This window comes from Tissierella praeacuta DSM 18095, from assembly GCF_900128955.1.
Taxonomy (GTDB): Bacteria; Bacillota; Clostridia; order Tissierellales; family Tissierellaceae; genus Tissierella; species Tissierella praeacuta.
Window position 1 is genome coordinate 318,668 of record NZ_FQTY01000001.1, and the last position, 14,884, is coordinate 333,551.

General features: G+C 28.7%; 15 protein-coding genes. All 15 read right to left on the minus strand.

Going from position 1 to position 14,884, the window contains the following annotated elements:
- Positions 1-6: 6 nt before the first annotated feature.
- The 15 genes from rimP to BUB33_RS01805 all read right to left on the minus strand — a co-directional run bounded on the left by rimP (position 7) and on the right by BUB33_RS01805 (position 14,884).
- Positions 7-471 carry a ribosome maturation factor RimP gene (gene rimP / locus BUB33_RS01735; RefSeq protein WP_072972321.1) on the minus strand — a complete coding sequence of 155 codons (465 nt, stop codon included), beginning with the start codon at positions 469-471 and terminating at the stop codon, positions 7-9.
- A gap of 133 nt (positions 472-604) precedes the next feature.
- Positions 605-4,879 carry a PolC-type DNA polymerase III gene (locus BUB33_RS01740; RefSeq protein ID WP_072972325.1) on the minus strand — a complete coding sequence of 1,425 codons (4,275 nt, stop codon included), beginning with the start codon at positions 4,877-4,879 and terminating at the stop codon, positions 605-607.
- Positions 4,880-4,923: 44 nt separating this feature from the next.
- Positions 4,924-5,973: a flavodoxin-dependent (E)-4-hydroxy-3-methylbut-2-enyl-diphosphate synthase gene (gene ispG, locus BUB33_RS01745; protein WP_072972329.1), complete on the minus strand. Its 1,050-nt coding sequence runs from the start codon at positions 5,971-5,973 to the stop codon at positions 4,924-4,926.
- A 5-nt stretch (positions 5,974-5,978) separates the two neighbouring features.
- On the minus strand, positions 5,979-6,989 hold the full coding sequence (gene rseP, locus BUB33_RS01750; protein WP_072972334.1) for an RIP metalloprotease RseP: 1,011 nt from the start codon (positions 6,987-6,989) through the stop codon (positions 5,979-5,981).
- 18 nt (positions 6,990-7,007) lie between these two features.
- Positions 7,008-7,784 (minus strand): phosphatidate cytidylyltransferase, encoded by a 777-nt coding sequence (locus tag BUB33_RS01755; protein WP_072972337.1) that lies wholly within the window; start codon positions 7,782-7,784, stop codon positions 7,008-7,010.
- Positions 7,785-8,534, minus strand: coding sequence for an isoprenyl transferase (locus tag BUB33_RS01760; protein WP_072972341.1), 750 nt, complete (start codon positions 8,532-8,534; stop codon positions 7,785-7,787).
- Between the two features lie 49 nt (positions 8,535-8,583).
- Entirely contained in the window at positions 8,584-9,141 is a 558-nt protein-coding gene (gene frr / locus BUB33_RS01765; protein ID WP_072972344.1) for a ribosome recycling factor, read from the minus strand.
- A gap of 2 nt (positions 9,142-9,143) precedes the next feature.
- Positions 9,144-9,857 carry a UMP kinase gene (gene pyrH / locus BUB33_RS01770; RefSeq protein ID WP_072972347.1) on the minus strand — a complete coding sequence of 238 codons (714 nt, stop codon included), beginning with the start codon at positions 9,855-9,857 and terminating at the stop codon, positions 9,144-9,146.
- A 66-nt stretch (positions 9,858-9,923) separates the two neighbouring features.
- Positions 9,924-10,571: a translation elongation factor Ts gene (gene tsf, locus BUB33_RS01775; RefSeq protein WP_072972350.1), complete on the minus strand. Its 648-nt coding sequence runs from the start codon at positions 10,569-10,571 to the stop codon at positions 9,924-9,926.
- A 71-nt stretch (positions 10,572-10,642) separates the two neighbouring features.
- Positions 10,643-11,350: a 30S ribosomal protein S2 gene (gene rpsB / locus BUB33_RS01780; protein ID WP_072972889.1), complete on the minus strand. Its 708-nt coding sequence runs from the start codon at positions 11,348-11,350 to the stop codon at positions 10,643-10,645.
- Between the two features lie 148 nt (positions 11,351-11,498).
- Positions 11,499-11,903 (minus strand): DUF6115 domain-containing protein, encoded by a 405-nt coding sequence (locus BUB33_RS01785; protein WP_072972353.1) that lies wholly within the window; start codon positions 11,901-11,903, stop codon positions 11,499-11,501.
- Between the two features lie 12 nt (positions 11,904-11,915).
- Positions 11,916-12,224 carry a hypothetical protein gene (locus tag BUB33_RS01790; protein WP_072972356.1) on the minus strand — a complete coding sequence of 103 codons (309 nt, stop codon included), beginning with the start codon at positions 12,222-12,224 and terminating at the stop codon, positions 11,916-11,918.
- An 11-nt stretch (positions 12,225-12,235) separates the two neighbouring features.
- Complete coding sequence (locus BUB33_RS01795) at positions 12,236-13,615, minus strand: DUF342 domain-containing protein (RefSeq protein ID WP_072972360.1); 1,380 nt, start codon at positions 13,613-13,615, stop codon at positions 12,236-12,238.
- Positions 13,616-13,625: 10 nt separating this feature from the next.
- Complete coding sequence (locus tag BUB33_RS01800) at positions 13,626-14,375, minus strand: FliA/WhiG family RNA polymerase sigma factor (RefSeq protein ID WP_072972362.1); 750 nt, start codon at positions 14,373-14,375, stop codon at positions 13,626-13,628.
- A 20-nt stretch (positions 14,376-14,395) separates the two neighbouring features.
- Positions 14,396-14,884 carry a chemotaxis protein CheD gene (locus BUB33_RS01805; protein ID WP_072972365.1) on the minus strand — a complete coding sequence of 163 codons (489 nt, stop codon included), beginning with the start codon at positions 14,882-14,884 and terminating at the stop codon, positions 14,396-14,398.

Consider the following 14,884-nt stretch of genomic DNA (forward strand, 5'->3'; position numbering starts at 1 on the left):
ACCTCCTTAAAATTTAACTGCCAATTTAATTAAAGCAATGCCTTCTCTTGATATTTTAATAATTTCATCAGTTTCTGTTTTCAATGCAATTACTTTTTCTTCGTATGATTCTAAAGTCCCTTCTATTATCTTTTTACCATTCACTGGCTGATATAATTTAATTTCAATGTCTTTTCCTAAATTTCTTTTTAAATCATTATCAGTTTTTAATGGTCTATCTAGTCCTGGAGATGAAACCTCTAAATAATATGGTACAGTAATAGGATCTTTTTCATCTAATTTATCACTTAATAACTGGCTCATCCTCTGACAATCATCTAAATTTATTCCACCAGGCTTATCTAAATATACTCTAAGAAAATGATTAGAACCCTCTTTTACAAACTCTACATCTACTAATTCATATTTTAATTCTTCTACCAGTTCTTCAGATATTTCTTTGACAACCCCTATAATTCCCTTTTTATTCAATTAATTCACCTCCATAATAGTTTATTTATATCAATAGTTAGTTTAGAATAAAAAATCAAGAGTGGGTTAACCCACTCTTTCCCAGAAAAAATTTATTTTTGTCAAATTAATTATATCACAATTTAAAGAAAAATCAAATATTAAAAAGGCTTATTTGATTACTTAATGGTAAATTACCTAAGCATCCATGATTAGTTAAAACTTCTAATACAGGCTTACTTACTTTACCACGACTAACTAAATCTTCTATAGATATAAATCTAGAGATATTTCTTTCTTCGACAATTTTTCTGGCAACATTTTCCCCAAGACCTTCTAAACTTTTAAGTGGTGGTATCATTCCATTTTCATCAATTATAAATTTATCACTATCTGATCTATAGAGATCCACCTTCTGAAATTTATAACCTCTTGCATACATTTCTAAAACAACTTCTAGAACTGTTAATAAATTTTTTTCCTTTGCTGTTAAATCATTTCCCAATTTTTCTAATTCTTGAATTTTATTTTTTACAAATTCTTTACCTTTTATAACTAAATCTGCATCAAAATCATTTGCTTTAATAGTAAAATAAGTTGCATAAAAAGCTTCAGGAAAATAAACTTTAAAATATGCTATTCTAAAAGACATCATAACATAGGCAACAGCATGAGCCTTTGGAAACATATACTTTATTTTATTACAAGAATCTATATACCACTCTGGTACATTTAAATTTCTCATTTCCTCTTCTTCTTCATCCAATAGTCCCTTACCTTTTCGAACCTTTTCCATAATTTTAAATGATTTTTTCTTATCCATGCCTGCATTAATTAAATATAGCATAATATCTTCTCTAGTAGAAATTACTTTGCTAAGGGTGGCTATATTTTCTTTAACGAGATTTTGAGCATTGTTTATCCATACATCAGTACCATGAGATAAACCACTAATTCTCACTAAGTCAGAAAAAGTGCTAGGTTGAGTGTCAATAAGCATTTGCCTTACAAATTTAGTTCCAAATTCTGGAATTCCTAAAGTTCCTACTTCACAATTAATATCTTCTTTAGTCACTCCCAAAGATTCAGTACTTGTAAATAGTTTCATAGTCTTTGGTTCATCAAGAGGTATCTTAGTAGGATCAACCCCAGTAATATCACCAAGCATTCTTATTATAGTAGGAACATCATGACCAAGAATATCTAGTTTTAATATTCTTCCACTAATAGCATTATAATCAAAATGAGTTGTGATTACTCCAGAACTTTTATCATCAGCTGGGTATTGAATAGGAGTAAAATCTAAAATATCCTTATATTTTGGAACAATCATAACTCCCCCAGGATGTTGTCCTGAAGTTCTTTTGATTCCAGTACATCCTTGAACCAACCTATTAATTTCAGCCAAATTAACACTTATATCTCTTTCTTCAAAATACTTCTTTACAAATCCATAAGCAGTTTTATCTGCAATTGTTCCTATAGTTCCTGCTCTAAAAACATAGCCTTCTCCAAACAATTCTTCTGTATATTTATGTGCTACAGCTTGGTATTCTCCTGCAAAGTTTAAGTCAATATCTGGCTCTTTATCCCCTTCAAATCCTAGAAAAACTTCAAAGGGAATGTCATGACCATCTTTATTTAATTTAGTTTCACATCTGGGACATATCTTATCTGGTAAATCTGCACCAGAGGCTATAGTCCCATCAACAAAAAATTCATTATATTTACAATTAGGGCAAACATAATGTGGCTTCAATGGATTTACCTCTGTAATACCACTCATAGTAGCTACAAAAGATGAGCCTACTGATCCTCTAGAACCTACTAAATAACCATCTTCTAAAGATTTCCAAACTAATTTCTGTGCAATTATATACATAACAGCATAACCATTTTTAATTATAGAGCCAAGTTCTCTTTCCAAACGTTTTTCTACAATTTCTGGTAATGGATTTCCATATACCTCTATTGCTTTTTCATAGGTTATTCTTCTTAACTCTTCCTCAGCACCTTCTATAACTGGCGGGAAAGTTCCATCTGGAATGGGTAATATCTCATCTATCATATCATTTATCAAATTAGTATTTTTTATAACTACTTCTTCTGCAATTTCTTTCCCTAAATATGAAAACTCACTTATCATTTCATCAGTTGTTCTAAAATATAATGGAGGTTGAATATCTGCATCTTTAAATTTTTGTCCAGACATTAATATTCTTCTATATATTTCATCTTCTGGATCTAAAAAATGTACATCCCCAGTTGCTACAACAAGCTTTTTATTTTCTTTCCCTAAATTATATATTTTTCTGTTTATTTGTCTTAACTGCTCTTCATTCTTTAATATTCCTTCCCTAACTAAATACATATTATTTTCAATAGGTTGAATTTCTAAGTAGTCATAAAATTTTACAATTTCTTTTATTTCATTCATACTCTTGTTTTTTATTATTGCTCTATAAAGCTCTCCAGCCTCACAAGCACTTCCTATAATTAGTCCTTCTTTATTTGCTTCTATAAGAGATTTTGGAATCCTTGGTCTTCTATGAAAATACTTTATATGAGATTCTGATATTAATTTATATAAATTTTTAAGTCCAATTAAATTTTTTGCAAGTATTATTATATGAAAACTTTCATCCTTTGAAAGATTCTTATTAGCATTTAAACCATTTATCTGTTTAAAATTTATTATATTTCTTTCCTTCAATATATCTAAAATTCTTAGAAATATTTCAGATGTGGCTGTAGCATCATCTACAGCTCTATGATGATTAACTAAGCTTACATTTAAATGCTTTGCTATAAGATTTAATTTATGACTCTTTAAAGAAGGAAATACAGCCCTAGATAATTCTAAAGTATCTAATACTGGATTATTTAATTCCATATTAACTAATTTAATCTTTTCCCTAATAAAACCAACATCAAAAGTAGCATTATGTGCAACTAAAACATCATCACCAATAAAATTTATAAAGTCTAAAATAACATCTTTAATAGTTGGCTTATCTTTTACCATTTCATCTGTAATACCAGTGATTTTAGTAATTAGTTCAGGTATTGGTCTCTCTGGATTTATCAATTGACTATAAGTATCTATTACCTTTCCATCTTTAATTTTAACAGCACCTATCTCTGTTATCATATCATTTATGGGTGATAAACCAGTGGTTTCTATATCAAAAACTATATAAGTTGAATAATCTTTATTTTCATCAAAATTAGTCACAATTTCCTTTTTATCATTTATTAAATAACCTTCAACTCCATAGATTATTTTTAAGCCTAAAGACTTACCTAGATTCATAGCATCTGGAAAGCTTTGAACAACACCATGATCAGTTATAGCTAATGCCTTATGTCCCCACTCCTTAGCTCTAGTTGCAATCTTTTTCAATGATGAAACTCCATCCATTGAACTCATCTGTGTATGTAGATGTAGTTCTACTCTTTTTTCTTTTGCATTATCCTTTCTTTTCTCTCTTTCAATTTTATTAAGTGATTTTAACATTATAACCGTACTTTTAGAATAGTTATCAAAGACCACATCACCTTCAATTTTTACATAACAATCATTCTCCACATTTGCAAGAAACTCTGATGACTGTTCTTCTGATAAAAAAATTTTTACTGTAATGGAATCACTAAAATCTGAGATACAAAAAGTAACTAAAGTTTTACTATTTTTAATTTTTCTAGTTTCAAGCTGAAAAACTACACCTTCTACTATACAAGAACCTGTCTGCATAGTAATATCTTTTACTTTAATAGGTAATTCTCCTATTTGTGTCCCATAAATATAATATCTATTAAATTTACTTGAAACATTATCAGAAGAGTTAGATTTATGATTTTCAGATATATTTTTAACAGTATTAATAGCAATTTCTTTTTCTTCAATACTCTTTTTATCAAGAAAATTTTCTTCCTCTTTAAAATTATCATCAGATATTTTAATATCTAAATCTAATCTCATTTCTTCTAAAATTATGTTTTTAATCTTCTTTATAATTTCATTTCTTTCTAAGGAGTAATAAGCCACCTTATTTGGTGGAAAAATTACAAGGGAGTCATTGCTGATCTCCCATTTTAAATCTTCAATCCAAGAGCTACTGGATTCAATCTCTGTTTTAATAACATCTAAAATGTTATCTTCATAAAATCTTATTTTTTCCTCTGTATTCCCTGTAATATTATACTGAATTCTTATAACTATTTGAAATCCCGTAAATTTATCTTTGAAGAATTTGTTTATTTTACTGGCCATTACATTATTTATTAAATTAAAAGATTCAAGATGTACTATTAAAGACATTGTTTTTTTAATTATTTCAATTTTATTAATAATAATTTCTAAATCCCTAATATCATTGAACTCTTTTTTTGTAATTAGCTGAGAAAGATATAATCTATTATTATTCATAGGTATTTTATACTCCCTTCTCCTTTAATGGCATAGTAATTATATTAAAGTTTCTCTATTTCATTTAATAATTCATCAAGTAAATCTTCTTCTTTAACTTTTTTTATTATCTCACCTTTTCTAAATATAAGTCCTTCTCCTTTGCCACCAGCTATTCCTATATCTGCTTCTTTAGCTTCTCCAGGACCATTAACAGGACACCCCATTATTGCGACTTTTATATTTTTGTTAATTCCTTCAAGTCTTTTTTCAGCCTCTTCAACTATATCAATTAAGTTAATATTTGTTCTTCCGCAAGTAGGACATGATATTATTTCTAATCCCTCATTCAATAGATTAAGTGATTTAAGAATCTCTCTCCCTACTCTAACTTCTTCTACTGGATCACCAGTCAAAGATATTCTCACCGTATCTCCTATTCCCATTGATAACAAAGAACCTATTCCAACAGAGGATTTTATTGTTCCTCTCCATATAGGCCCAGCTTCAGTAATGCCTAAATGTAGTGGATAATCTACCATATCAGACATTTTTTCATAGGCTTTAATAGTTAAAGGCACATTACTTGCTTTTAAAGAAATCTTTATATCATAAAAATCCATATCTTCTAATAATCTAATTTGTTCTAAAGCACTATAAACCATGGAGTTTTCATTTACTCCATTATATTTTTCTAAAAATTCCTTTTTAATGGAACCAGAGTTTACACCAACCCTAATAGAAATATTATTTTCTTTGCAGGCTTTTACTACTTCCTTCACTCTATCTAGAGAACCAATATTCCCTGGATTTAACCTTAAACCATCAATTCCATATTTAATAGACTCTAAAGCTAATTTATAATCATATTGAATATCAGCAATTATAGGAATACGAATGTCTTTCTTTATATCTTTTATAGCTTTTGCATCTTCTACATCTGTAATTGCAGATCTAACTACATCACAACCCGCATCTTCTAATCTTTTTATTTGGTTAATAGTAGAAACAATATCCTTAGTTAAAGTATTTGTCATAGATTGAACTGAAACAGGATTATCTCCTCCAATTAATACATTACCAACTTTAATTACTTTAGTTTTTTTTCTCAACAATTTTATCACCTACTAAAAATATTAAATTTAATTAAATCTCTATAAGTAACAATCAACATTAGAGATATTAATAGAATGAAACCAACAAAATGTATAAAACCTTCCTTCTCTGGATCTATAGGCTTACCTCTAACTAATTCTACTAATAAAAATACTATTCTACTTCCATCTAAAGCTGGAATAGGTAGCAGATTAAAAAATCCTAAATTCACACTAATAAAACCTAAAATATATAATAAATTATATATTCCAAGCTTTGCCTGAACTCCTACTTCGTGGATTACGCCAACAGGTCCAGATAAATGCTTAATCCCTACCTTACCTTTAAAAATCATTCCTATGAATTCAAACATTAATTTTAAAAACATAAAAGTATTTTCAAAACCACCTTTTATTGCAGATGATATTGATTTTTCATATTTAGGCACTATACCAATTATAGTTTTCCCTTTTTCAGTTATTGGTTTTACCATGATTTTTCTTATTTCATTATCCCTTTTAATCCCTATTTCCATTTCCTTATTAGGATCAGACTTATTTATGGAATCAACAGTAGTGTCCCAGTTATTTATTTCTACACCATTTATATTGATTATAATATCACCTGATATCAAACCACTTTTTTCTGCTGGTGAACCTGGCACTGTGTTATCTATAATATTTGTGGGCATACCAATTCCATAAGAAACAATAGTTAATATAACTATGGCTAAAACAAAATTCATAATTGCTCCGGCAGCTACAACTGCTATTCTTGATAGAGCAGAAACCTTATTGAAACTCCTAGGATCATTGGAAGCTTCATCTTCACCTTCCATTTTCACATATCCACCAATTGGCAACGCTCTTAAGGTATATTCAGTTTCACCCTTCTTCTTTTGAAATAATTTTGGTCCCATGCCTATGGAAAATTCGTTTACTTTAATACCTACTATTTTCGCTACAGAAAAGTGACCAAACTCATGTACTAATATCACTACCAAAAAAACAAATACTGCTGATATTGCTGTTAACATTTAAACACCACCTATATTTTAAATTAAAAACATACTAATATAGTAGTATATTACTGGAGCAGTAAAAATTATACTATCAAATCTATCTAATACACCACCATGTCCAGGCATTATAAAACCATAATCCTTTATTCCACAAACTCTTTTTATTTTTGAAGCTACTAAATCACCTAGTTGAGCTATTATAGAGCAAAATATAGAGAGCAAAATAATTTTCCATATTGGACTTAACTCAAAATATATAGAATATATAATTAACAGGATAATTGTACCAACTATACCACCAATGGAACCTTCTATTGTTTTTTTCGGACTGATTTTAGGACATAACTTTCTTTTGCCAAATAAATTTCCTGATATATATGCAAATGTATCAGTACCAAATGCTATAATAAAAACTAGCCAAATATACTTAGTTTTGTCTAAATATGTTATATGAAAAAGTAAAAACGGAATATATATTATTCCTAAAATGGTTGCAGAAATATCTTCTATTGTTATATCTTTATTAACCATTAACAATATAAGTAAAGTAATAATAATACTACTAAAAAAAAGACCTAAATAATTATTTTGTAAAATTGTATTTATAAATAATCCTGTTGTTCCTAAATAGCCTACAGTAGAAATGGGATTTATATCAATTTCCTCTATTGCCTTATAAAATTCTCTTAAACCAATAATTGAAACTATATAAACAGCAAAAGATAATAAATATCCCCCTTTTGATACAATGAAAATTAACAGGACTAAGCCAATTAGACCACTAAAGAATCTCTTGCTTAAATCTTTCACTTATATTCCTCCAAACCTTCTATTTCTTTTTTGATAATCAATAATAGATAATAATAAATGTTTTTCCGTAAAATCTGGCCATAATACATCAGAAAAATAAAATTCTGTATAAGCAATTTGATATAGCATGAAATTACTAAGCCTAAGCTCTCCACTTGGTCTAATAAGCAAATCAGGATCAGGCTGACCTTTTGTATAGAGATAATTAGAAAAATTAATTTCATTTAACTCATCTATATTAATTTTACCCATTTTTAAATCAATTAAAAGATTTTTAATTCCAAATATTATTTCGTCTCTTCCTCCATAATTTAATCCAATATTTAATATCATTCCAGTATTTTTAAATGTTTTTTCTATAGCCCTTATTACTTCCTCTTTTGCAAATTGGGGTAATTTTTCAATATCTCCCATAACCTGTATTTTAACATTGTTTTTATGTAATTTATCTAATTCTCGTCTTATATATTGGACTAAAATCTTCATCAAACCTTGAACTTCTTCTACAGGCCTTTTCCAATTTTCTGTTGAAAAAGCATATAGAGATAAATGTTTTATTCCCAAACTTGATGCAGCCCCAACAATTTCAACTACTCTTTCCATCCCTTCCTGATGACCAAAATTTCTTGGTAAAAACCTTTTCTTCGCCCATCTACCATTCCCATCCATTATTATTGCAATATGCTTAGGAAGATTTGTCATATCAATTTGTTGTTTTATCTGTTCTATAGTTTGATTAATGTCTGCCATATATATCACCTCATCACTAAAAACCCCTTCCTATTAAGAAGGGGTTTTACTATATTTCCATTAGTTCATCTTCTTTTTTCTTTGTTACATCATCTAGTTCTTCGATGAATTTATCCGTTATTTTTTGTATTTCTACCTCAGCTAATTTCTTATCATCTTCACTAATTTCCTTGTTTTTTTCCATCTTCTTTAACTGTTCATTTAAATCTCTTCTTATATTTCTAATGGCAATTTTAGCGTTCTCTCCATTTTTCTTAACTACCTTTGTCAACTCTTTTCTTCTTTCTTCCGTTAAGGCAGGAATAACCAACCTAATTACTTTGCCATCATTTGAAGGATTTATACCTAAATCAGATTTTAATATTTCTTTTTCAATCACAGGAATCAACTTTACATCCCAGGGTTGAATAACCAATAGCCTTGGCTCTGGTGCTGAAATACTTCCTACTTGTTTTAAAGGTGTTATTTGTCCGTAATAATCCACTGTAATTTTATCAAGCAATGTTGGATTTGCTCTGCCTGCTCTGATACTTTGTAATTCTTCCTTATAAATAGAAATAGTTTTACTCATTTTTTCTTCTGCTTCCTTGTAAAGTCCAGTAAACATAATTAATCCTCCTTTACATGTGTTCCAATTTTTTTACCTAAAACAACATTAATAATATTATTTGGTTCATCAATTCCAAATACAATTAGGGGAATTTTATTATCCATGCATAATGAAGTTGCAGTTGAGTCCATTATTCCCAGTCCTAAGTTTAATATATCTATATATTTTAATATGTCAAACTTTTTGGCATTTTCATTTAAATTTGGATCCGAATCATATACTCCATCTACACCTTTTTTAGCTAATAAAATTACTTCTGCCTCTACCTCAGCAGCTCTTAGAGCAGCTGTAGTATCTGTTGAAAAATAAGGATTACCTGTACCTGCTGCAAATATAACCACTCTACCTTTTTCCAAATGTCTAACAGCTTTTCTTCTTATATACGGCTCAGCTATCTGTCTCATTTCTATGGCAGATTGTACCCTTGTATCTACTCCTAATTGCTCAAGAGCATCTTGTAATGCTAAGGCATTCATAGTTGTTCCAAGCATTCCTATATAATCTGATGTAGTCCTATCCATTTCATTAGTTGACCTACCACGCCAAAAATTTCCTCCACCTACTACTATAGATACTTGTACACCTAAATTGTGTAATTCTTGGACTTCCATAGATATTTGATTAATTGTATCTATATCAATTCCAGTACCCTTAGAACCTGACAAGGCCTCACCACTTATCTTTAAGACTACTCGCTTAAATATTGGGTCCATTTAATTCACTCCTAATATTAAGTTTAGTGTTATTTAAATGGAGAACAATATTTGTTCTCCATTTAATTACATATTAATTTGTTTTGCAACCTCGTCAGCAAAATTTTCTTCTCTCTTTTCGATGCCTTCACCAACTTCAAATCTTGCAAATCTTCTAATTTTTAAATTCTCACCTATTTTAGCAATTTTTTCATTTAATAAATCTTTAATCTTAACATCTGAATCCTTTATGAAATTTTGATCTAATAAACATATTTGTTCAAAGAATTTTTCTAATCTTCCTTCTACCATTTTAGCAGCTACATGCTCAGGTTTACCTTCATTAATAGCTTGTTGTGTAAGTACTTCTTTTTCTCTAGCTATTTCTTCCTCTGGAACTTCTTCTCTTGAAATATATTTAGGATTTGAAGCAGCTATTTGCATAGCTATGTCTTTAACAAATTGTTTAAATTCATCAGTTTTAGCAACAAAGTCAGTTTCAGAGTTAACTTCTACTAAAACTCCAATTCTACCACCATGGATATATGCCTCCACTAGACCTTCCGCTGCTACCCTACCTGATTTCTTTGCAGCCTTTGATAATCCTTTTTCTCTTAATAAATCAATTGCCTTTTCTATATCTCCATTTGTTTCTACCAAAGCATTTTTACAATCCATCATTCCAGCGCCTGTTCTCTCTCTTAATTCTTTTACTGTTGAAGCACTTATATTCATTCTATCCCTCCTATATTGTTAAAAATGGTAAGAGTATAAGGGAACAACCCTTTAAACCCTTACCCTTTTATTTACTCTTCTGTATTTTCTATTTGTTCGCCTTGTCTTCCTTCTAAAACTGCATTAGCCATAGTTTCAGTTAATAGTTTAACCGCTCTTATTGCATCATCATTACCAGGTATAACATAATCAACTTCATCTGGATCGCAGTTAGTATCTACTATAGCAACAACAGGAATTCCAAGAATTTGAGCCTCTTTTACTGCTATTCTCTCTTTTCTTGGATCTACAACAAATAGAACATCTGGTATTCTATTCATATTTTTAATTCCACCTAGGAATTTTTCTAATCTTTCTGCTTCATGTCTCAATTTTATAACTTCTTTTTTAGGTAATAAATCAAAGATACCATCTTCTTCCATTTTAGCTAGTTCATGAAGTCTATCAACTCTATTTCGGATAGTCTTATAGTTTGTTAACATCCCACCAAGCCATCTTTGATTTACAAAGTGCATATTGCATCTTTTAGCTTCACTTTCAATAGCTTCTTGTGCTTGTTTTTTTGTACCTACAAATAGAATTTCTCCACCATTTGCAATAACATCTTTTATAAAGTCATAAGCTTCTTCTACTTTCTTAACTGTTTTTTGCAAGTCAATAATGTAGATACCATTTCTCTCAGTAAAAATATACTGAGCCATCTTAGGATTCCATCTTCTAGTTTGATGTCCAAAATGAACTCCTGCTTCTAATAAGCCTTTCATTGTAATTACTGACATACTGCCACCTCCAAGTTTTTTTCCTCCATTCCCTTCATACATTAAAGGAACCTATCGGCACTACCTCCAACGTCTAGGAATGTGTGTAATCACTATAGTAGTATAACATACGATTAATTTTAAAGCAATCATTTTTATACAAATTTACCTATTTTTTATTTTCATACATTTTCAATATAATCTCTATTTCCCTAATCCCTTTATTTAATTTTCTAGCAATTTCTTCCTTTGTTAATCCAATCCCTTCTAATTCTATTATCTTACTATGGATTGGGTTTATATTAAAATTATTTAAACTATCTTCTTCTTTATTATACAATTGTCTCTCAACACTTTGGACATTTTCTGTATTTATTATTTCTAATTTAGAATGGATTACTTCACTAAATTCTTCAACCATGTTTTCAGTTAAATTATAATACTCTTTTACTCTTTCTTCTATTGAATTTAGATTATCATTATTAATTTTATTATTTACTAAATCTTTCCGTATTATATAAATTGAATAAATAATTAAAATTGAACCAATTGTATTTAAAATGATGGATATCATCTCACACCTCAATTATATGCGTATATCAATTTTATTTCCTATGTTTTTAGGTATATCTTCACTGGAAGATTCTTCTGATTTCTTCCGCTTATTGTCTTGTGAATTTTTTTGTTTTTTAGAACTATTATTATCATAAATCCTAGACTTATTGCTTTTTTCTGTATTCATAACTTTTTTCTTGTTCTTATTTATGGTTTTTTCTTGTTGGACAAACCCACTTTCTACTATATTTCTATTTTTAACATTTTCTATATATTTTGCACTTGATACTTCTTGGGTTTTTGGAAGCATAACATTATAATCAATAGGTTTAATAGACATACTATCACCTCTTAATATGGTCCTATTCTTATATCCCCATCTTCCTTATAAAATGTACATCTTTTCATTTCATCCCTTATATACATAAAACTATTTCCAATAATAATTTTTACCCCAGGATAAATAATATCTGCTACCTTTATTTGTCCCCTTGATAAAGTATTCATTTGATTTCTCAATTCTTCCAACTCTCTATCCATTTTACTAATCTCTAAAGTTAGTGATAATTGAGCTTTACTAAGTTCATTATATAGTTCTTGTTTTTTAATATCAAGCTTATTTGCCCTTTTTAATACTTCTAACACTTTAAGAGATTGATTTATTTTTTCCAAATTCTCTTTAGATACTTTAAACTTTTCGTCTATTTCATCGTATCTTTGTTTAATATATGTATCAATCCCTACTTCCAAAACTGTTGTTGTAGCCATTGTAGAACCAATTACCCTAGCTCTAATTTCATATCTAGCCCTACAGATTCCACCAACTATAAGTCCTTTTTTCCCAAGAACAAGTATATTTGATCTGGAGGATACTTCACTATGCATAATAGCTTCTGCAGTTATATTTGCTCCAACATTCACTACAGAATTTTCAATAAATTTAGTAGATAAGTTTCCTTTAGTATTAATAGTTAGCCTATTATATCCCTGAATCCCTTGACGAATTAATACATCTCCTTCAGATTGAATTAATCCACCTTCTATTGCCCCTTTTACTTCGACAGAGCCTCCTGTAAGTAAAGTAAATCCATTTAAAACATCTTTATTTACTATTACATTGCCTTCAAATCTAATATTTCCAGTACTACCATCAATATTTTCTACAACTAATAATTCAGAAACACTAATCTTTCCGTTTTTAAACTCTATTAATCCATTAATCTCTGATTGTAGAAACATTCCATCAGATGAAACCTTAACATTCTTTCCATATTTAAACTTCGGTGTTCTACCCTTAACATATGGAATTATATCTCCATTAATTTTTATTCCTTCTTCTCCTTCAGTGGGAGGTATAATTTCTGCTAAGATATCATCTTCCTTAGTCGTATTTATGGAATCTAACTCTTTGTAATCAACTGTACCATCATCATTTAATTTAGGTAAGAGTGGTTTTTCTAAATCAAAATGATATTTAATGCTTCCATCTTTTCCAGAAACTGGTTGTTTTCCTTCAGCTATACAAAGTTTTTCACCAGCTATTTTATTTTTTAAAAAACTTATTAATAAACTTTCATTTAAACCGTATTTAATATATTGTCTTACTTTATCTAATACATCTTTAACATCCAAGTCAACTTCAATTTCATTTTCATCTTTCAATAGAGTAATATATCCATATAGTCCATCTTTACTAATTTCCAGTATTATGTTATCACCTATATTGTACATATTCCACCTCCTAAGATCCTTTAACTATGCCTTCTCTTTCCAAAAAATTTTTAATATTTAAAATGGCTTTGCTATGTATTTGTGAAATTCTCGATTCAGATAACCCCATAATATTTCCAATTTCTTTATAGGTTAATTCTTCATAATAATACAAAGAAATTACTAATCTCTCGTTTTTATTTAATGAATCAATTGAAATAGCTAGAATATTTTTTATTTCTTCAGTTTCATAAATTTCTTCTGGAAGATTTGCATTAGCTTGGCTTTCTAAGAAATAATCTCCATTTGTCAATAACAATTCTTCTAAAGAAGAAACATTGAAGGTTGATATATCAGATAATATTAACTCTAATTCATTTAATGAAATATTTAAATGATTTGAAATTTCATCATTTGTTGGACTTCTTCCTAATTTGTTTTCAAGAAAGGATATTGAGTTTTGAATATCCTTAGATTTTTTTCGTAAAGATCTAGGAATCCAATCCAACTTTCTAATATTATCAATAATAGCACCTTTTATTCTTATTTGAGCATAAGTTTCAAATTTAATATTCTTTGTTATATCAAACTTATCAATGCTATCTATTAGTCCAAGAACTCCATATCCCAATAAATCATCATATTCTATTTTACTCCCATAAAAATTATACATCCTTCCAGCAACAATTTTAACCAAATTTATATAATTTTCTATTAATATTTTTTTTAGTTCCTTATCTTTGGTATTATTGTACTTTATCCATAAGTTCTCAATATCCATTTTATTCCCTCCCATGGAAATTATATTGTCTTTTCTCCATGGCCAATAGTTTTTACCTGCAATAATCCATCAATAGAATTCAATATTATAGTTCTACCAAAGTTTCCTCCCGTATCCTCTGAAACAATTTTTATATTTAACTCTTTCAACTTATCTTTTGTTGCAATTACATTTCTTTCACCAATTTTTAAAATATTGTTGTTTGAATTAAAGTTAAACATTTGTGAACCACCAGCTATTTTAGCGACTAAATTATTTTTATTTGCACCAGATTTCAGCATTAAATCTAATAATTCTTCAATTCCCGTATCAGCAAATTTAGCTTTGTTATCATTATTTTTTATTTCTCTACTTGAAGGTAACATAATATGAGCTAGTCCAGCAATTTTGTTAATTTTATCATATAAAGTAATTCCTACACAAGAGCCTAATCCTAATGTAGTTAATAAATTAGGTGCCTTTGCTACATTTAGATCAGCCATTCCAATTTTAATAATTTTAACATCCAT

What these genes read in the sequence shown, in the direction of transcription:
- BUB33_RS01740 (WP_072972325.1), bottom strand. Translation starts at nt 4,879, where the DNA reads ATGAATAATAATAGATTATATCTTTCTCAGCTAATTACAAAAAAAGAG.
- rseP (WP_072972334.1), bottom strand. Translation starts at nt 6,989, where the DNA reads ATGTTAACAGCAATATCAGCAGTATTTGTTTTTTTGGTAGTGATATTA.
- BUB33_RS01760 (WP_072972341.1), bottom strand. Translation starts at nt 8,534, where the DNA reads ATGGCAGACATTAATCAAACTATAGAACAGATAAAACAACAAATTGAT.
- frr (WP_072972344.1), bottom strand. Translation starts at nt 9,141, where the DNA reads ATGTTTACTGGACTTTACAAGGAAGCAGAAGAAAAAATGAGTAAAACT.
- pyrH (WP_072972347.1), bottom strand. Translation starts at nt 9,857, where the DNA reads ATGGACCCAATATTTAAGCGAGTAGTCTTAAAGATAAGTGGTGAGGCC.
- tsf (WP_072972350.1), bottom strand. Translation starts at nt 10,571, where the DNA reads ATGAATATAAGTGCTTCAACAGTAAAAGAATTAAGAGAGAGAACAGGC.
- rpsB (WP_072972889.1), bottom strand. Translation starts at nt 11,350, where the DNA reads ATGTCAGTAATTACAATGAAAGGCTTATTAGAAGCAGGAGTTCATTTT.
- BUB33_RS01785 (WP_072972353.1), bottom strand. Translation starts at nt 11,903, where the DNA reads ATGATATCCATCATTTTAAATACAATTGGTTCAATTTTAATTATTTAT.
- BUB33_RS01790 (WP_072972356.1), bottom strand. Translation starts at nt 12,224, where the DNA reads ATGTCTATTAAACCTATTGATTATAATGTTATGCTTCCAAAAACCCAA.
- BUB33_RS01795 (WP_072972360.1), bottom strand. Translation starts at nt 13,615, where the DNA reads ATGTACAATATAGGTGATAACATAATACTGGAAATTAGTAAAGATGGA.
- BUB33_RS01800 (WP_072972362.1), bottom strand. Translation starts at nt 14,375, where the DNA reads ATGGATATTGAGAACTTATGGATAAAGTACAATAATACCAAAGATAAG.
- BUB33_RS01805 (WP_072972365.1), bottom strand. Translation starts at nt 14,884, where the DNA reads ATGGATGTTAAAATTATTAAAATTGGAATGGCTGATCTAAATGTAGCA.